The sequence below is a fragment of the Burkholderia sp. Ed8 genome, from assembly GCF_040761425.1.
Taxonomy (GTDB): Bacteria; Pseudomonadota; Gammaproteobacteria; order Burkholderiales; family Burkholderiaceae; genus Burkholderia; species Burkholderia seminalis.
Genome location: NZ_CP142886.1, coordinates 2,700,181 through 2,718,909, shown reverse-complemented (window position 1 = coordinate 2,718,909; position 18,729 = coordinate 2,700,181). Strand labels below are relative to the sequence as shown.

Sequence of the window (18,729 nt, the reverse complement as noted above, 5' to 3'; positions counted from 1 at the left end):
CGGCTTGCGACGAACCGGCGACGGCCGGCAGCACCCGCCCCCGCGATATCGTCCGCATGCCGGAATGTCGGTGACGCAACGTTCAGAACCACGTGTCCCGCATGTCGAGCGTCGTCGTGTCGACGCTCGACAGCAGATCGAGCTGCGCATCCACCTTCGGCAACTCCCAGCGGAAAAAGTATCGGGCCGCCGCACGCTTGCCGTCGTGGAAATCGCCGTCGTGCCCGTGCGCGGCAAGCGTCACGTCGAGCCACAGCCATGCGACGACGAGGTGGCCGAACGCTTCGAGATAGACGCTCGCGTTCGCCAGCCGTGTCCGCGGATCGCCGATCGCGCCGAGCTGCCGCGTGACGTCGCACAGTCGCGTCCAGCGCCGCGCCAGCGCATCGGCCTGCTCGCGCGTGCCGGCATCCAGCGCTCGCGCGCGCTCGACCGTCGCGCCGATCCGCGCATCGAGCGCATGCAGCAGCGCGCCGTCGTCCTGCGCGACCTTGCGGCCCAGCAGGTCGAGCGCCTGGATCCCGTGCGTGCCTTCGTGAATCGGATTCAGCCGGTTGTCCCGGTAGAGCCGCTCGACCGCGTAGTCGCGCGTGTAGCCGTAGCCGCCGTGCACCTGGATCGCGAGGTCGTTCGCGGCGAGACACCACTGCGACGGCCAGCTTTTCGCGATCGGCGTGAGGATGTCGAGCAGGCCCGCGGCCTGGGCGCGCGCGTCCGCGTCGCCGTGCGCGCGTGCTTCATCGACCAGCTTCGCGCAGTACAGGATCAGCGCGAGACCGCCTTCGACATAGGCCTTCTGCGCGAGCAGCATGCGCCGCACGTCCGGATGCTCGACGATTGGCGCCTGCGGCGCGACCGCGTCCTTGCCGGCCGGCCCGAGCGGACGCCCCTGCGGCCGGTTGCGCGCATAGTCGAGCGCGCGCAGATAACCGGTATAGCCGAGCGCCACCGCACCCGCGCCGACGCCGATGCGCGCCTCGTTCATCATGTGGAACATGTAGGCGAGGCCATGGTTCGGCTTGCCGACCAGGTAGCCGATCGCGCCCGCACGCCCTTCCGGACGATAGCGCGTGCCTTCGCCGAAATTCAGCAGGCAGTTGGTCGTGCCGCGATAGCCCATCTTGTGGTTCAGCCCGGCGAGCACGACGTCGTTGTGCTCGCCCCGCGCACGGCCGTCGGCGTCCGGCAGGTACTTCGGCACGATGAACAGCGAGATGCCGCGCGTGCCGGGCTGCAGCCGGCCGTGTTCGTCGGGAATCTTCGCGAGCACGAGGTGCACGATGTTCTCCGCCAGCTCGTGTTCGCCGCCGGAGATCCACATCTTGTTGCCGGTCAGCCGGTAGCGCGAGCCGAGCGGCGAGTCGCCCTCGAAATCCGCCCGCGTCGCGATGTCGGACAACGACGAGCCGGCTTGCGGTTCGGACAGGCACATCGTGCCGAGGAAGCGCCCTTCCAGTTCCGGGCGCGCGAACGCGTCGATCTGCGCGGGGCTGCCGTGCGCGACGAGCAGGTTCGCGTTGGCGACGGTCAGGAACGGATAGGCGGCCGTCGCGATGTTCGCGGCCTGGAAGAACAGGAACGATGCGGCTTCGACCAGCTTCGGCAACCGCATGCCGCCGAGCGCGTCGTCATGGCCTGCGGCGATCAGCCCGGCGTCCGCGAACGCGCGCACGGCCGGCTCGACCTCGGGGATCAGCGTCACGCGCTCGCCGTCGAAATGCGGTTCCTCGCGATCGCCGCGCGCCGCATGCGGTGCGAACAGGTTCTCGGCGATCCGCTCGCTGGTGTCGAGCACCGCGTCGAAGGTCTCGCGACTGTGCTCCGCGAAGCGCGGCAGCGCGGCGAGCGCTTCGGCGTCGAGCCAGTCGTACAGCAAGAACGCGAGATCGCGTCGCGACATCAACAGGCTCATCGTGCTGCCTCCCGGGCGCCGGCTTCGTCAGCCGAATGAAGGGTTCGTGACCGCAAGTTGCTGGCAGGAATTTAGCACGATCGTTCGCAAACGACAACGACGGGCGAGCTAGTCCGCGTACCCGGGATTAAGTCGATCGAGCCGGCGCAGCAATCCCGGCCAGACGAGCGCCCCGGCGCCCATCCCGCGCGTGACCGCGGCGATCTGCTGCCTGATACCGTCGAGAATCGGTTGCGCGATCGGCCGCAGCGCCGCGCCGCCGGCCTGCGCGCGGACCTGGATCATGCACGCGGCCTCGAAGAAGTACATCGCGACGAACGCGTCGGCCGGCGTCGCGCCGACCGTCAAGAGCCCATGATTGCGCAGCATCAGGTTCGTGTTGCCGCCGAGGTCCCGCACGAGGCGCGCCTTCTCGCCCTCGTCGAGCGCAATGCCTTCGTAATCGTGATACCCGAGCGACGCCAGCACGCCGAGCGACTGCTGCGACAGCGGCAGCAAGCCGGCTTCCTGCGCCGATACGGCAACGCCGTTGATCGAGTGCGTGTGCATCACGCACAGCGCGTCGTCACGGGCCGCATGCACCGCGCTGTGAATCGTGAAGCCGGCCGGGTTGATCTCGTACGGCGATTCGGACACCTTGCGACCGTCGAGATCGATCTTGACCAGCGACGACGCCGTGATCTCGTCGAACATCATCCCGTACGGGTTGATCAGGACATGATGTTCCGGGCCGGGCACACGCGCCGAGATATGGGTGAACACGAGATCGTCCCAGCCGAACAGCGCGGTCAGGCGATAGGCCGCCGCCAGGTTGACTCGCGCATCCCATTCGGCGGGAGAAACCGCCTGCTGCACACTGACATCGGATGAGGCCACGTCACACTCCTTGTTCAGGGATCGATGCGAACCGGGCCGCGCGAAGCGGCCCGGCGTCGGAGGGATTGTGCGTCAACCCGCCTGCGGCTTCGCGAGCTGATCGGCAATCGGCAGGCTGCGGATGCGCGTGCCGGTCGCCGCGAAGATCGCGTTGGTCAGCGCCGGTGCGACGGGCGGCAGGCCCGGCTCGCCGACGCCGCCGAGCGGTGCCGTGAAGTCGTCCGGCGCGACGAGATGCACGCGGATCTCGCGCGGCGCCTCGTTCATTCTCAGCAACTGGAAGCCGTTGAAGTTGCTCTGTTCCGGATGGCCGTCCTTGAACGTGATCTCGCCATGCAGCGCGATGCCGAGCCCCATCACCACCGCCCCCTCGAGCTGCGAGCGCACGCGCTCCGGATTGACCTGAGGCCCGCAGTCGATCGCGATGTCGACGCGCGGCACCGTGATCCTGCCGTCCGCGCCGACCTGCACCTCGCAGACCGCCGCCGTGTACGACACGAAACTGCGATGCGCGGCGATCCCGAGCCCGTGCCCCTTCGGCAGCTTGCGCCCCCAGCCGGCTTCGCGCGCGACCGTCTCGACCACGCGCCGCAGCCGCCCCGTATCGACCGGGTACAGCGCGGGATCCTCGCCGTAGTTCACGTTCTTCACCGTGATGTGCGGCTCGAAGCGCCGCGCGGGCCCGATCAGCGCGAGCAGGAAATCCTTCGGGTCGCGGCCGGCCGCGTGCGCGAGCTCCGACACGAAGCTCTGGATGCCGAACGCATGCGGGATGTTGTAGACCGAGCGAAACCAACCGATCCGCGTGTGCCCTTCGGCAACCGGATTCTCGATCCGCACGTTCGGGATCGCGAACGGCAGGTCCGCGATCCCCTGAGCCAGTTCGCCCGGCTGCTCGTGCACGATGTCCGGCTTGAAGGTCGACTGGATCGACGGCGCGACCGTGCGATGCTGCCACGCGACCACCTTCCCCGACGCGTCGATCCCGCCGTCGAACGCCTCGAGCGACACCGCGTGGAAATAGTCGTGCGCGATGTCGTCCTCGCGCGTGAACGTCAGCTTCACGGGCGCGCCGACCGCCTTCGACAGCAGCGCGGCTTCCACCACGTAATCGGGTTTCGACTTGCGGCCGAATCCGCCGCCGAGCAGCGTCACGTTGACCGTCACGCGCTCGGTCGGCAGCGCGAGCGCCTTCGCGACCTCGTCGCGGGTGGTCTGGGGCGCCTGCGTGCAGGTCCACACCTCGCAGCGGCCGTCGGCCACGCGCGCGACGGCCGCGGGCGGCTCCATCGTCGCGTGGGCGAGATGCGGGATGTAGTACGTCGCACGGACGCGTTTCGCGGCGCCGGCGAGCGCCGCGGCCGCATCGCCGTCGTTGCGGATCACGTCGCCCGGCTGCGCGGCGGCCGCCTCGAGCGCCTTGCGATAGTCGGCCGAGTCGTAGCCCGCGTGGGGCCCGCGCTTCCAGTCGATCTTCAGTTGCGCGCGCGCCTGGATGGCCGTCCACGTGTCGCGTGCGACGACGGCCACGCCGCCGAGCGGCTGGAAGCCGGACGGCAGCGGCGCCGACGCAAGCTGCACGACCTTGACGACGCCCGGCAGTTTCTCGGCCGCCGACGCATCGAATGACGCGACCGTGTCGCCGTAGGCCGGCGGCCGCGCAACGACCGCATACAGCATGCCGTCGAGCCGCGTGTCGATCCCGTAGTGCGCACGGCCGCCGACGATGTCGCGCCCGTCGATCAGCGCGGTCTTGCCCTTGCCGATATAGCGGAATTCGGCCGGTGCCTTCAACGCGAGCGTCTTCGTGTCGGGCACCGGCAACGCGGCCGCTTTCGCGGCGAGTTCGCCGAAACCGAGCTTGCGCCCGCCCTTCGTGTCGACGACCTCGTGCACCGATGCCTTGACCTGGCCCACATCGACGCCCCACTCGGTCGCGGCCGCCTGCTCGAGCATCGTGCGCGCGGCGGCCCCTGCCCGACGCAGCGCGGCGAAACTCTGGCGCAGGCTGCGCGAGCCGTCGGTGTTCTGGTTGCCGTAGCGCGGCTCGTCGCCGACGGCCTGCGCGACCTTCACGCGCGCCCAGTCGGCACCCAGCTCGTCGGCGACCACGAGTGCGACGCTCGTGCGCACGCCCTGTCCCATCTCGGAGCGGATGCAGGTGACGGTCACGGTGCCGTCCGGGGCGATCGCGACGAACAGGTGCGGATCGTCGCGCAGCCCGTGCGGCATCCCGGCGCCGCCGTATTGCGGGTTCGTGCTGACGGGCGGCTGCACCGGTGCCGCGGCCTGCGCGAGCGACGGCACGCCGAACGCGAGCAGCAGCCCGCCGGACGCGAAGCCCAGCAGCAGCGCGCGGCGGCTTTCGTTGTGGACGGAGAGTTCGGGCGCGCTCATGCGGCACCTCCGCGGCGCACGGCCAGGCGGATCGCCGCGCGAATGCGCGTGTAGGTGCCGCAGCGGCAGATGTTGCCGGACATCGCATCGTCGATGTCGGCATCGGTCGGATGGGGATTCGCCTTCAGCAGCGATGCGGCCTGCATGATCTGCCCGGACTGGCAGTAGCCGCATTGCGCGACGTTCAGTTCCTGCCATGCCTGCTGCAGCGGGTGGGTCAGGTCGGTCGACAGTCCCTCGATCGTCGTCACGCGCTTGCCGGAAGCCGCCGCAACGGGCGTGATGCACGACCGGATCGCGACGCCGTCGAGATGAACGGTACACGCGCCGCACAGCGCCATCCCGCAGCCGAACTTGGTGCCGGTGTGGCCGAGCACGTCGCGCAGATACCAGAGCAACGGCATGTCGGGATTGCCGTCGAAGTGTTGCTCGCTACCGTTGACGGTCAGCGTGATCATCGTTCACCTCCTGGTCGAGGCGCCCGCGTCGCACCACGGGTGCCGTGTGGGGATTCGAACGGTGCCGGCCCGGCACCGCCTGGCGGACTGCTTCGCCGGCAGCACCAGCGGCCGACGGGCTATCGGTGCCGATGACGACCGGGTGTTCGACTCCGAGCGAAAGCGGGCGCCCGCGGGTCCCGATTCTGCCCCACGCAAACCGTCACTCAGGCGACGCGACCCTGTCGGGGCTGCCAGAAACGGTGCCCGGGATCGCCGCTGCCCCCGCGCGCGACGTCCGGCCCGGAGGGCTTCGACATGCCCGGGCAGGCGGATTCGTATGGGGATTGAGCCGCGCTCCAACTTTAACCGATGTGCGGCAGCTTTGCGCCGCCGGGCGCTTTCCAGCCGACCGGGTCGAGACCGAACTCGCGCGGCATGGGTTGCGACGGATGACCGGGGATCGGATGCATCGGATCCCCGCATCTGAAACCGGGACTTTGCCGTGCATTCCGGCCGATGCGGGGCGGGTATCCGCGGAAGTATCCATGCGCGGCGCCGCACCGAGAACGGAGCAGTCCGCTAAGACAGTCTTGAAGAACGCGGCGGGAAAATTCGTTCGGGGTCGCGCAAATGCGAGGATCCGGCCGGCCTGGCGGCCGAACCGGATTCTCGCGCGACGGCAACGAACGGTACGGAAGTACGCTATCGCGCGATCCGGCTCACGGCGAGCGCAACGCCTGCAAGCCCAGCGTGAGCGCGTTGAACGGCATCTCCGTTGCCCCCATCGAAAAACTCGTCGTTTTCGTGGTCACGCCCGGCGTGCGCATCAGCGCGTGAACGATCCGCTCGCTCGCATGGCCGTCGCCATACGGATTGCTCGCGCGCGACATTTCCTCGTAGGCGCTTTCGCTGTCGAACAGGCGCGACGCCTCCCACACGATCCGCTCCTGGTCCGTACCGACGAGCCGTGCGGTGCCGGCCTGGATCGCCTCGGGCCGCTCGGTCGTCTCGCGCGTGACGAGCACCGGCTTGCCGAGCGCCGGCCCTTCTTCCTGAATGCCGCCCGAATCGGTAATGATGAAATGCGCGCGGGACATCAGGAATACGAACGACAGGTATTCCTGCGGTTCGATCAGGTAGATGTTCGGCACGCCGCCGAGCCGCGCTCGCGCCGGCTCCCGCACGTTCGGATTCATGTGCAGCGGATAGACGAACTGCGCGTCGCGATAGCGGCCCGCGAGCGTACAGAGCGCCTCGCAAAAATGCTGGAACGGTTCGCCGAAACTCTCGCGGCGATGCCCCGTGATCAGCACGACGCGCCGCGACGGTTCGAGAAACGGAAAATACGCGGCGACCTTGTCAGACAACGCAGAGGTGCGGTCCAGCATGCGTTTGACCTCGTGCAACGCATCGATCACGGTATTGCCGGTCAGCGAGACGCCGCTGCCCGGCACGCCCTCGCTGAGCAGATTGTCGCGCGCCTGCCCGGTCGGCGCGAAGTGCCACGACGACACCGCATCGGTCACGCGGCGATTCAGCTCCTCCGGCCACGGCGACCAGATGTCGCCGCTGCGCAGCCCGGCCTCCACGTGCCCGACCGGCAGATAGCGGTAGAACGCCGCCAGGCTGACCGCCAGCGTGGTCGTCGTATCGCCGTGCACCAGCACGACGTCCGGACGCAGGTCGTCGAAGACCATGCCGATCGCCTGAAGAATGCCGGTCGTCACGTCGGTCAGCGTCTGGCTTTGCCGCATCAGGTTGAGATCGTAGTCGGGCTTGATGTCGAACAGCGTCAGCACCTGGTCGAGCATTTCCCGATGCTGCGCGGTCACGCATACCCGGGCGTCGACCTCCGCTTGCGCCTTCAGCGCACGCACCAGCGGCGCCATCTTGATGGCCTCCGGCCGAGTCCCGAACACAAGCAAGATCTTCTTCATCGTTATCCTCGTTTAGCCACTTCGCGCGGATGATCCTGCACGTGGCGCGAAGCATGTATTCAGGCGGCACTGCCCATACTCGCGCGGTCGGCACGTAACCGTGCTGCGAGGCAAGCGCGCCGTCCTGTCCGCGCGGTCCCGGCCACGCGAATCGTCGTACTACCGGCGTCCCGTTGCACTGATCAGTCACGTCATGAGTCGTTCCTCGCTGTGTCGAGCGTCACGTCGGTCCGTCACGTCGCTTCCACACCAGCAATATTCAAACCAGCCGCCCCCGCAGCCGCAGCCGGCTCGCGCGACGCACACCGCACATGCGCGGTGCGTTACGGAATGTTTCACAACTGCTACGGGCGTCTCATCGACGAGCCGGCACGACAACGATAAACAGCCGGCCGATCGCGCGATCCGTCTGACGACGTCGTCCGATGAATCGAGAACGCAGGTCGGACGCCCGTCACGCATCGAACCGCGTGCATCTTTCGAAGCGCGTTGCGTCGTCTCGATTCGGCACTTTTGTCTGTGCAGCGCGCGGCGCGCACGCGACCTCCGGCCACGACCATGTGCGCGCGAATTCCCCGACACGCGGCGCGGCTTGCGTCGCACGAATGCATGCGCGGGAAATGTTGCGAATGTGTAACGCAGAGCCGAGCGGGAAGATACATCGGAGTCCGGTCTATTCCGCGCGCACGACGGCGGCAACCGTTTCGTCCATCGGGGCAACGCGCGCGCGGCGAGCGACACGCCGCTGCACGTCTCGCCAGGCCACATCGAACAAGGCGGCGACGACTCGTTAGACAAACCGCCCGCCGTGCGAGGTCGGCGAGATGTGTCGCAGGCTGCGTGGCGTCGCATGTCGCGCGACGGCGCTGATTCGTCAGTGAATCAAAACACGTCGCCACGCGCCCGACCCTACGCGCGCCTCGCGCCCGCCTCCTTGCTGCACGGGGCATCGCGGCCCATGGCTCACGCCTTGCTTAATGTCAGACAGGTGCGTCCCGAAGCACTCGCACGGCAGCAGCAGACGGACGGGGACGCCAAAGCAACGAAGCCGGGAAGCGACGCGACGCGTGCGCGGGGGCGAACGACATCCGCCCCGCGCGACGAACGTGCGGCCGCGTCCCATTGACATCCGCGCGATCCACGGGCGCCTTCCGCTCTCATCGGTCGTCGTCGCGGACACCGGGGACCAGGACATGAAGAATCCGCGGATGGCGTCACTCTGCGAGCAAGGCGTTCTGCTGCTGATCGTGCTTGCCTTTTCGCTGAGCGTGCGCGACACCGCATCGCAGGCGATCGCCGAGCCGGCGCGGATCATCCTGCCTGCCGCAAACGCCGCGGTCGCGGTCGAACGCGCGGCCCTCGACGGCGCGCGGTTCGCGATCGCCGCGCAGGCTTCGCCCGATGCGAACGCGTCGCTCGAGCCGCCGCCGGCCGGCGCGCCGGGTATCACGCTCGACCCCGACCTGCTGCTGATGCCCTGCGTCGCGTACCTGTGGCTGTTCACGGTGTTGACGTGCATCTACGCCGGACGGCATTACGTGTTCAGCCTCGACCGCCTGTTCAAGCCGCAATGCGCGCCCTACCGGACGATTACCCACGGCGCCTGGCCGAGGCTCACGGTGTTCGTCGCCGCCCACAACGAGGAAGCCGTCGTCGTCGATTGCCTGATGGCACTGCTGGCGACGACCTACCCGCGCGACAGGCTGACGATCATTCCGGTCAACGACCGCTCGACCGACAACACCCGTGCGCTGATCGACGAGGTCCGGGCGCTCGCGCCCGACCTCATCCAGCCGTTTCACCGCGAGACCGGCAAACCGGGCAAGGCGGCCGCGCTGAAGGATGCGCTGCGCTACATTCGCGGCGACATCATGGTGGTGTTCGACGCCGACTACCTGCCGCGCCCGGGGCTGCTGAAGGAACTCGTCGCGCCGTTCTTCGATCCGGAAGTCGGCGCGGTGATGGGCCGCGTCGTGCCGCAGAACGCCGACAGCAACCTGCTCGCGCGGCTGCTCGACCTCGAGCGCGCGGGCGGCTACCAGGTCAACCAGCAAGCCCGCAACAACCTCAACCTGGTGCCGCAGTACGGCGGCACGGTCGGCGGCATCCGCAAGGGCGCGCTCGACGCGGTGGGCGGCTGGCGCGACGACACGCTGGCCGAGGACACCGACATGACCTATCGCCTGCTGCTGAGCGACTGGCGCACGGTCTACCTGAATCACGCCGAATGCTATGAGGAAGTGCCGGAGCGCTGGGCCGTGCGTGCCCGGCAGTTGACGCGCTGGGCGAAAGGCCACAACCAGACGCTGCTGCGCTATCTGGTTCCGGTACTGCGCAACCCGCTGATCTCGCGGCGCTGCCGGCTGGACGGCGCGTTGCTGCTCGGCGTGTTCGTGATGCCCGCGCTGCTCGCGGTCGCATGGATCGCCGCGCTCACGCTCTACCTGTTCAACGGGGTCAACTCGACGGCGCTCGGCCTGATCGTGTCGCTGTTCGCGCTGTTCTCGTTCAGCACCTTCGGCAACTTCGGCGTGTTCTTCGAGATCGTCGTCGCCGCCCGGCTCGACGGCCGCGCGACGCGGCTGCGGCTCGTACCGGTCAACGTCGTCGGCTTCTGCGTGACGATCGCGGCCGTCGTCTCCGCGTTGTGGGGACTCACGCTCGACGCCGCATTCCGTCGCGAACTGAAGTGGGACAAGACCGAGCGCTTTCGCCGGCAACTGAAACCGGAGCGATGATCGATGACGACCTTCAATGTGTTGGTGCCGGTGGCCGGCGTGCTCAGCCTGCCGTTCCTGCCGATGCTGCATGAGTTGATCCGGCGCAGCGACGTCGCGGCGCTGCCGATCGGCGACGGTCCGTTCGTCGATCAGGCGTTGCTCGCCACGCAATGGCACGACGCGCTGCGCGCGCACGCGGCCGGCGAACCGGCGGCCGATCCGTCCGCCGCACCGCCCTGGCAAGCGCTCGGACTGGCCGTGCAGCACGCCGGCACGATCCACGTCGCGCACGACGAGCATCGCGACGACGTGCTCCATGCCGATCATGCGATCACGCTCGACGGCGGCGCCCGCGCGGCGTACGCGTTCGCCGGCGAACGCATCGACATTCGCGCCGGCGCGACCATCGGCGCGCTTGCGCACGCGCCGCGGATCGACGTCGACGGCGCGGTGCTGCGTGGCGTCGTGGTCGGCGGCACGGTACACCTGCGCGGCGCCGGCGGCTTCGCGTGCCTGTACGGCGAGCCGATCGTCTTCGGCGCGGCACCGAGCGCGCGACCGGTCGGCACGCCAGCCGCGCCGCGCCGCGCGATCTCGCTCGCCCGCCACTTCGCATCGCTCCCGCATCGCTTCCTGCACGGCCGCTACCTGGTGCATTGCGACGTTCGCCTGCCCGCGCACACGGTCGTGCAAGGCAACCTCATCGTCGACGGCACGCTCGTGCTCGGCGAAGGCTGCGTGCTGCGCGGCAGCGTCAAGGCGCATCGCGTCGAACTCGAACGTCATGCGTTGCTGCACGGCGCCGTGTTCGCGCGCGACGACGTGCTGCTCGCGAATGCGAGCTGCATCGACGGGATCGTGTCGGCCGGCGGCCTGCTACGGCTGACCGGTGCACGCATCGGTGTCGCCGGCCATCCTGTCAGCGCATGTGCGCGCGATGTCTCGGTCGTCGGTCATGCCTGCGTGCATGGCGACCTCGTCGCGTGGCGCAGCGGCTGGTTCCATGCATCCCGTTAAGGAGCGCCTTCATGTCCGATCGCCCTTGCCATCGCGGTCCGCGCGTGCCGGTTGCCACCCTCGCGGTGCTGTGCGGCGTCGCCTTCGGTACGCCACCGGCGCTCGCGGCACTGCCGGACGATGCGGCCGCCGCGCCGCCCGCGCCGTCGCCCGACGTCCCGACCGTCATCACGCCGCGGCCGCGCGACGAATCCACGTTCGTCCGCGTCAGCGCCGACGGCCTGCCGGACGGCGTGCCGCTCGCCGAGTTCACGCCTGACGATACGAACCGGCCGGCCCTGCCCGACGCAATCGTCACACATGTCCAGGCGCCGCAAGAATCGCATACCGAACTGTCGCTCGGCTATTCGAGCGCACACCTGACGCACGGCTACGGCGACTGGTACGGCGTGCATCTGCGTGGCGTCTATCAGGATGGCGGGCGCACCGTGCTCGGCGAACTCGCGCAACTGCACCGCTTCGGCGAGAACACGCAGCTCGGCGCCCTGACCTACGTGCAGGATCTCGGCCCCGACTGGTTCGGCGGCATCGGCTTCGCGGGCACCACGTCGGGGACGATCCTGCCGAGCGCACGCGTCGACCTGTCGATCAATCGCAAGCTATTGTCGGATCGTTCGCTGGTCGTGTCGCTGGGCGCCGGCTACGCATGGAACCGCAGCGGCCATCGCGACCAGCTCTATCACGCCGGCGTGATCTGGTACGCCCTGCCGAAGTGGATCTTCGAGGCAGGCACGAACTACACCGTCGATTCGCCCGGATCGGTAAAGGCGCCGGCCTATTACGGCGCCGTCACCTACGGCGAAGTCGGCAAGAGCGTGATCGTGCTGCGCGGCGGGTTCGGGCGCGAGGCCTACCAGGTCACGGGCTCCGGCTCGCAGATCGCCGATTTCCGCAGCCACGAGATCGACGCGAAATGGCGTTACTGGTTCACGCGCAAGTGGGGCACGCAGCTCGAATTCAATTACTACCACAACCCTTACTACTCGCGGATCGGCGGCGAGCTCAGCGTGTTTTATCGCTGGTAGCCGGGCGGGCGCCATGCAGACGCATCCCGTCCGCCCTCCCGCCGACCGTTCGCTGCGGATTCACGCCCATCCGCAGCGCTGGCTGCTGTCGATCGCCCTGCTGACGCCCTCGCTGTATGCGTTGCTGTGGGTCGGCTTGCCGCTCGCCTGGCGCTACTGGCGCGCGGTGATGGTGTGGGGTGCGCACCAGATCGATCCGGCGCTCCACGTGATCGTGCTCGGCTATCCGCCCGATGCGCCGCGCGTACCGCTGCTGTCGATCGACGTCGCCGCGCGCATGCCGGGCGGCATGCTGCTGGCCGCCACCGCGGCGCTCTGCGCGATCGGCTTCGCCGCATCCTTCATACGGCACAGGAACTGGCTGCCTGTTGCATATCTGTTACGTATCGCGAGCTTCACCCAGTTGCTGATTTGCGTGTACTTCTGGCTCGCGCCCGGCACGTTTCCGTATGGCCCGCTGCTGCATCTGCGCGACATGTTCGTGCTGCACGGCGCGGCGATCGCGATGATCCCGCTGGTGATGGCGGCGCTGTACTACCCGCTCGATTTCTCGCTGCCACAGAAGGCCGTCGCGTCGATGCTGGTGCTCGGCTACTTCATCGTCGCGCTGCCGTTCGTGATGCTGCTGCACGCGACGATCATTCATCACGGCTCGCTGCTGTTCCTGCCGTTCTGCTATTTCCTGCTTGGCGGACCCCTGCTGATCGGCCTGCTGGTCACGCTCTACACCTACTGCGCAAGCTGGCCCGGCGCGCTGACGAACGGCTCCGATTCCGTCTGCTGATTTCGCCCGCTAATGCGCCGTATCAGCGATGAAACGAATCCATTGCGTTTGCTCCCGTGCCGCACGGTCCATGTCACATGAAGCCAGCAGGACCGGGCCTCCGGGGCGAATGGCACGTTGTTCGCTTCGTTCGATACGTCGCATCGAGTCCTCTCGTCGACGACGACAGCGCGGCATACCGACGTATCTCGTCGGTCCGGCTGCCGTCGACAGGTGCCGCTCGATATCCGACGCACCGGACAGCCGCACACACCTACGGGGCAGGATTGGTCGACCTGGCGGCACGCGCATCACGGCGGCCGCGCGCCCCCATTCCTTGAGCGAGGAGTACACCATGTTGGCAAAGTCAGGCAAGTTCTTGCGGATCCTGTTCGCGTTGTTCGCGCTCGCGTTCGCATTCAGTCCGGGCGGGGTTCAGGCGGCCACCAACCAGCTCATCCTGCTGGTGCCGAATACGCTGACATTGCCCGATCCGCGCGTGTCCGCATGGCTGGACACCGCGCAAGAGGAAGGGCTGCAGATCACGGTGATGACCGACAGCCAGTTCATGGCGGCCGGCGCGTCGCTGTCGCAGTATCCCGGCCTGATCCTGCCCGATCAGGTGCATACGACGGCCGACGACACGCTCGTCACGGCGATCCAGAACTATGCGCTGAACGGCGGCAAGGTGATGCTCGTCTACGATTTCGGCGTGCTGAATTCGGCCGGCTTCTACGTGAGCCCCAAATCCCGTTTCAGCAACATGGTCGGTGTGGACTACGTACTGTATGACCAATTGGGCGGCAACATGATCGGTCTCGGCAACGTAACCGGCATGAGCAGCTGGCTTCGCACGCTCCAGGTGCCTCCCGGCAAGTCGATGACGTGGACCACGACCGCGTCGACCACGACGACCGCCAGCGTCATGGCCGCGGCGAGCACGAACAACACGAAGACGAACAATTCGTCGAAGCAGACGTCCGGCAGCGCGCTCTATCTGTCCGCCAGCCCGTCGAACCCGGGCGGCCTCGCCAACTACAACCACGGTGCGTGGTTCCAGTACGACACGCCGTCCGCAGGCAGCGGCGTACTGAACCAGACGGCCCCGAAGCTGACCGGCGTTGCGAACGGCAAGCTCGTGAAGTCCGGCACCTATAGCGCCAACTCGCTCGTCAGCACGACGGCCGGCACGGCGACCACCGCGCTCGCGTCGACCGCGGCGACGACCACCGACACGCTCGAAGGCATCTCCGGCTACGTGTACGGCTTCCTCACCTATCCGAGCTTCGTCACGCAGGGCACGTACACCGGCACGACGATCCTGACCTCGCCGACGTTCGGGCTGGTATCCGGCTACAACACGTACGGCAACGGCGGCGTGCTATTCGTCAACCTGCCGCTCGCCTACCTCGACGGCCAGACCGACGGCATGCTGATCCACGGGTACCTGCACTATTTCGGCACGCAGATGCTGAACCTGCCGTCGCTGTCGCCGCTGCCGAAGGCGATGGCCGGGCTGGTGTTCAACTGGCACTTCTGCGCCGGCGACCAGATCCAACCCGCACTCCAGTTGAAGAACCTCGGCGTGTGGAACAACGGCCCGTTCTCGCTCGTGATCACGGCCGGCCCCGACGAAGCGGCCTTCGGCGACGGCGACGGCATCAACCTCGCCAACAACCCGACCGCGCAGAGTCTCGTGAGGTATTTCGTGAGCAAGGGCCATCGCGTCGGCAGCCACGGCGGCTGGATCCACGACTACTGGGGGGCGAACGCCAGCGAAACGAACGCGAGCACGTTCACCCAGTACCTCGTGATGAACCATCAGGCCGTCCAGGCCGCGTCGGGCCAGCCGGATGTCGAATATGCGGCGCCGGAAGGCAACACGCCGACCTGGTCGGTCAACTGGCTCGAGAGCAACGGCTTCAACGGGTACTACTTCACCGGCCACACCGGCTCGGCGCCGACCCGCGCATACCGCAACGGCGCGCTGCTGAACCCGGGCCTGTGGGCGTACCCCGTGATGCCGTTCGGCAAGTACGCGACGTTCGAGGAATTCCAGCAGTATGCGGTGCCCACGAGCGACGTGAACAACTGGTACGCAGCCCTGATGAACTTCGTCGTCGCGAACCGTACGAGCCGGCTGATCTACGCGCACCCGCTCGGCGCGTCGTCCTACACGTCGACGCTGTCCGCGATCTTCTCGCAAGCCAATACGCTGAAACTGGCGGGTCAGTTCAAGTGGTACACGATGAGCGACATCACGATCTTCGATCGCGCACGCCTGAACGTCACGTGGTCGGCCACCGACACGGGCAGCGGCTGGGCGTTCGCCGCCAGCCACCCGACCAGCCTCGCGAACATGACCTGGCTGCTGCCCAAGAAGGGCTTCGCACTGCCGGTCATCACGCAAGGCCTCGGCAGCGTCGTCATTACCGACTCGACGTACTGGCTCGTGACCGCGATCAGCGGCACCAGCCTCAAGTTCACCAGCGCCAAGGTGCACTGAGCCGCAACATCGACCTACCCGCCGGCGCGCGACGCGGCCAACGCCGCGCCCGGCGGGATTTGCGCAGGACCACCGCGCAGGAGCCCCCGATCATGAACCGGCCCGCGCTGTTCCCGGCCGCACGCGCACGCGTGGCGGCCGTCGCCCGGCTATGCCGCCTGTGGTGCGTTGTCAGTTGCCTCTCGGCATTCGGCTTCGCGCCGCACGCGAGTGCCGCCGAACTCCAGCTCAACGGACTGTACCAGCGCCCCGACGGCGCGATCACCGTGCGCCTGAACGGCGCCGGCATCGATCCTTACTTCGCGGCGAAGGCGCTGCTCGGCGCCGCCGACGCCGGGCTCGATGCCCATCAGGCCGCACTCGCGTGGATCGCGTGGCTGTTGCCGCGCCAGCGTCCGGACGGCGGCTTCGATCGTTACTGCATGAAGAGCGGCCAGTACAGTCCATGCGCGGAAGCCGACGCCGACGACTCGATGATGGCGACGTGGATCGAATTGCTCTCCCGCTTCGCGCCGCCCGACGGCATGCCCGCCGCCTGGGAACTCAGCCTGAACCGCGCGGGCGCGCATCTGGACACGCTGCTCAGCAAGCCCGCCGGCGTCTATCAGATCTCGTCGACGCTGCACGTCGCGCTGCTGATGGACAACGTCGAGGTACACAGCGCGTTCCAGGCACTCGCCGCGTACTACATGCGGCATGCCGACTACGCGCATGCGGGCCCATGGAGCCAGCGCGCCGACCGGCTCTCGTCGGCGATCCTGAAGGTGTTCTGGCGCGGCACGCAGTCCGGCTTTCGGGCAAGCACGCAGCGCATCAGCGACACGACCTTCTATCCGGCGAAAGTCGCGCAGATCTTCCCGCTCCTGTCGGGGATTCAAGTTCCCGCCCAATCGAACGAGACGATCTACGCGCAATGGATGCAGAAATACGGCAAGACCTGGCTGCAGCTGGCCGGCAGCGATTATCCGTGGGGCTTGATCGCGCTGGTCGCATTCAAGATGAACGACTGGAGCACGGTCGCCTGCTGGCATGCGCGATCGGGCCCGTACCGGCACGGCGCGCACTGGAACGTACTGGAGGAATCCCTTTATCTCGCATTCGAAAGCAGGATGGCCGACCCCGTCGCGCCCGCTCAATGCGGCTTCACGACGGCAGAGGCAACGGCGACCGCGTCGCGCTGACACAGCGTGCATGCGGTCCAGGAGAATTGACAGGGAAGGAGACGTGTCATGTGTGGCATCGTCGGCGCGGTCGCGCAACGGGACATCGTCCCGATTCTGATCGAAGGTTTGCGCCGCCTTGAATATCGCGGCTACGATTCATGCGGGGTGGCGACGGTCGTCAACGGCCAGGCGCGCCGCGAACGCAGCATGTCGCGCGTCGCCGATCTCGACGCGCACGTGCGCAGCGCCGGCCTGACCGGCAGCACGGGCATCGCCCACACGCGCTGGGCGACCCATGGCGCGCCCGCAACCTGCAACGCGCACCCGATCTTCTCGCGCGACGAGATCGCGCTCGTGCACAACGGCATCATCGAGAACCATGAAACGTTGCGCAAGCAACTTTCAGACAAGCACTACGAATTCGACGGCCAGACCGATACCGAGGTCGTCGCCCACCTGATCCACAGCAAGTATCGCGGCGACCTGCTCGCCGCCGTACGCGATGCGACGGCGCAGCTGCACGGCGCCTACGCGATCGCGGTGTTCAGCAAACACGAACCGCAGCGGCTCATCGGCGCGCGGGCCGGCTCGCCGCTCGTCGTCGGCGTGAAGGACGGCGAATGCTTTCTTGCGTCCGATGCGCTCGCGCTCGCCGGTATCACCGACCGCTTCATCTTTCTCGAGGAAGGCGACATCGTCGAGTTGACGCCAGGCGGCGTATGCGTGCTAGATCGCACCGGCGCACCGGTCGAACGCGCGATACAAACCGTTTCGTCCGCGCAGGGTGCGGTCGAACTCGGGCCGTACCGGCATTTCATGCAGAAGGAAATTTTCGAGCAACCGCAGGCGGTGGCCGCGACCATCCCGGACGCGGGGTTGTTCGATCCGGCCGTGTTCGGCCCGGATGCCGCGCGAGCGTTCGAGCAGATCGACAACGTGCTGATTCTCGCGTGCGGCACGAGTCACTATTCCGGCCTGACCGCGCGCCGCTGGCTCGAAACGATCGCGCGCATACCCGCACAGGTCGAGATCGCGAGCGAATACCGTTACAGCGACGCGCTCGCGATGCCGAATACGCTGGTGGTCAGCGTGTCGCAGTCCGGCGAGACCGCCGACACGCTCGCCGCGCTCAAGTACGCGCAGGCGCTCGGCCATATCGACACGCTGGCGATCTGCAACGTGCCGACCAGCGCGATGATGCGTCAAACCGGCCTGCGCTTCCTGACGCGGGCCGGCCCGGAAATCGGCGTCGCGTCGACCAAGGCGTTCACGACGCAGCTCGTCGCGCTGTTCATTCTTGCCGTGACGCTCGGGCGGTTGCGCGGCTACGTCGACGACGCGCAGCTCGCGCGGTACACGATGCAGTTGCGACGGCTACCCGGTGCGCTCGAAGACGTGCTCGGACTGGAGCCGCAGATCGAGCGCTGGGCGGCGGAATTCTCGCAGCACGAAAACGCGCTGTTTCTCGGGCGCGGATTGCACTATCCGATCGCGCTCGAAGGGGCGCTGAAGCTGAAGGAGATTTCGTATATCCACGCGGAGGCGTATCCCGCGGGTGAGCTGAAACACGGGCCGCTTGCGCTCGTGACGCACACGATGCCCGTCGCGACGATTGCACCGAACGACGCGCTGCTCGAAAAGCTCAAGTCGAACATGCAGGAAGTGCGGGCGCGTGGCGGGCAGCTCTACGTGTTCGCCGACGCGGATACACGGATCGACAACGGCGAAGGCGTGTCGGTGCTGCGGATGCCGGATTACTACGGGCTGTTGTCGCCGATCCTGCACGTCGTGCCGTTACAGTTGCTCGCGTATCACGCGGCGTGCTTGCGCGGTGCGGATATCGACAAGCCGAGGAATCTGGCGAAATCGGTGACGGTGGAGTGATGGGGGCTGGATTCGGACAATATGCATGAGCCGGCGCGCGAGCATATCTGACGCCCGATCAATCATGGAAGGCGCGGCGCATTCGCGTG

At 67.5% G+C, this 18,729-nt stretch carries 12 protein-coding genes; 7 read left to right on the top strand and 5 right to left on the bottom strand.

Translation table 11 applies throughout. From position 1 onward, the window contains the following. Positions 1–82 precede the first annotated feature (82 nt). The 5 genes from VXM69_RS26415 to wecB all read right to left on the bottom strand — a co-directional run bounded on the left by VXM69_RS26415 (position 83) and on the right by wecB (position 7,562). Positions 83–1,912, bottom strand: a complete 1,830-nt coding sequence (locus VXM69_RS26415) for an acyl-CoA dehydrogenase (protein WP_367189492.1) — start codon at positions 1,910–1,912, stop codon at positions 83–85. A gap of 108 nt (positions 1,913–2,020) precedes the next feature. After that, on the bottom strand, positions 2,021–2,788 hold the full coding sequence (locus VXM69_RS26410) for a class II aldolase/adducin family protein (protein ID WP_049029982.1): 768 nt from the start codon (positions 2,786–2,788) through the stop codon (positions 2,021–2,023). Positions 2,789–2,860: 72 nt separating this feature from the next. Then, positions 2,861–5,185, bottom strand: coding sequence for a molybdopterin cofactor-binding domain-containing protein (locus VXM69_RS26405; protein ID WP_367189491.1), 2,325 nt, complete (start codon positions 5,183–5,185; stop codon positions 2,861–2,863). Continuing rightward, positions 5,182–5,643 (bottom strand): (2Fe-2S)-binding protein, encoded by a 462-nt coding sequence (locus tag VXM69_RS26400; protein WP_367189490.1) that lies wholly within the window; start codon positions 5,641–5,643, stop codon positions 5,182–5,184. Before VXM69_RS26400 ends, VXM69_RS26405 begins: the two co-directional genes overlap by 4 nt. 701 nt (positions 5,644–6,344) lie before the next feature. Then, complete coding sequence (gene wecB / locus VXM69_RS26395; protein WP_034186691.1) at positions 6,345–7,562, bottom strand: non-hydrolyzing UDP-N-acetylglucosamine 2-epimerase; 1,218 nt, start codon at positions 7,560–7,562, stop codon at positions 6,345–6,347. Between the two features lie 1,193 nt (positions 7,563–8,755). Here wecB and VXM69_RS26390 point away from each other — a divergent pair. From VXM69_RS26390 to glmS, 7 genes are all read left to right on the top strand, one after another. Continuing rightward, positions 8,756–10,300 carry a glycosyltransferase family 2 protein gene (locus VXM69_RS26390; protein WP_367189489.1) on the top strand — a complete coding sequence of 515 codons (1,545 nt, stop codon included), beginning with the start codon at positions 8,756–8,758 and terminating at the stop codon, positions 10,298–10,300. A 3-nt stretch (positions 10,301–10,303) separates the two neighbouring features. Continuing rightward, entirely contained in the window at positions 10,304–11,299 is a 996-nt protein-coding gene (locus VXM69_RS26385; protein ID WP_034186690.1) for a polymer-forming cytoskeletal protein, read from the top strand. 11 nt (positions 11,300–11,310) lie between these two features. Beyond that, complete coding sequence (locus VXM69_RS26380) at positions 11,311–12,324, top strand: YaiO family outer membrane beta-barrel protein (protein WP_034186689.1); 1,014 nt, start codon at positions 11,311–11,313, stop codon at positions 12,322–12,324. Between the two features lie 13 nt (positions 12,325–12,337). Further along, a complete protein-coding gene (locus VXM69_RS26375) occupies positions 12,338–13,108 on the top strand; it encodes a hypothetical protein (RefSeq protein ID WP_301740682.1) in 771 nt (256 codons plus the stop codon). 334 nt (positions 13,109–13,442) lie between these two features. Further along, a complete protein-coding gene (locus VXM69_RS26370) occupies positions 13,443–15,593 on the top strand; it encodes a polysaccharide deacetylase family protein (protein ID WP_034186687.1) in 2,151 nt (716 codons plus the stop codon). A gap of 92 nt (positions 15,594–15,685) precedes the next feature. Continuing rightward, positions 15,686–16,774: a hypothetical protein gene (locus VXM69_RS26365; protein ID WP_367189487.1), complete on the top strand. Its 1,089-nt coding sequence runs from the start codon at positions 15,686–15,688 to the stop codon at positions 16,772–16,774. A gap of 48 nt (positions 16,775–16,822) precedes the next feature. Continuing rightward, the gene (gene glmS / locus VXM69_RS26360; protein ID WP_034186685.1) at positions 16,823–18,640 is read left to right on the top strand and encodes a glutamine--fructose-6-phosphate transaminase (isomerizing); all 1,818 of its coding nucleotides are present in this window, start codon (positions 16,823–16,825) and stop codon (positions 18,638–18,640) included. Positions 18,641–18,729 lie beyond the last annotated feature (89 nt).

Excerpts from the sequence above, each read along its gene's own strand:
- VXM69_RS26405 (WP_367189491.1), bottom strand. The coding sequence starts at position 5,185 with ATGAGCGCGCCCGAACTCTCCGTCCACAACGAAAGCCGCCGCGCGCTG.
- VXM69_RS26385 (WP_034186690.1), top strand. The coding sequence starts at position 10,304 with ATGACGACCTTCAATGTGTTGGTGCCGGTGGCCGGCGTGCTCAGCCTG.
- VXM69_RS26370 (WP_034186687.1), top strand. The coding sequence starts at position 13,443 with ATGTTGGCAAAGTCAGGCAAGTTCTTGCGGATCCTGTTCGCGTTGTTC.
- VXM69_RS26380 (WP_034186689.1), top strand. The coding sequence starts at position 11,311 with ATGTCCGATCGCCCTTGCCATCGCGGTCCGCGCGTGCCGGTTGCCACC.
- VXM69_RS26400 (WP_367189490.1), bottom strand. The coding sequence starts at position 5,643 with ATGATCACGCTGACCGTCAACGGTAGCGAGCAACACTTCGACGGCAAT.
- wecB (WP_034186691.1), bottom strand. The coding sequence starts at position 7,562 with ATGAAGAAGATCTTGCTTGTGTTCGGGACTCGGCCGGAGGCCATCAAG.
- glmS (WP_034186685.1), top strand. The coding sequence starts at position 16,823 with ATGTGTGGCATCGTCGGCGCGGTCGCGCAACGGGACATCGTCCCGATT.
- VXM69_RS26375 (WP_301740682.1), top strand. The coding sequence starts at position 12,338 with ATGCAGACGCATCCCGTCCGCCCTCCCGCCGACCGTTCGCTGCGGATT.
- VXM69_RS26390 (WP_367189489.1), top strand. The coding sequence starts at position 8,756 with ATGAAGAATCCGCGGATGGCGTCACTCTGCGAGCAAGGCGTTCTGCTG.
- VXM69_RS26415 (WP_367189492.1), bottom strand. The coding sequence starts at position 1,912 with ATGAGCCTGTTGATGTCGCGACGCGATCTCGCGTTCTTGCTGTACGAC.
- VXM69_RS26365 (WP_367189487.1), top strand. The coding sequence starts at position 15,686 with ATGAACCGGCCCGCGCTGTTCCCGGCCGCACGCGCACGCGTGGCGGCC.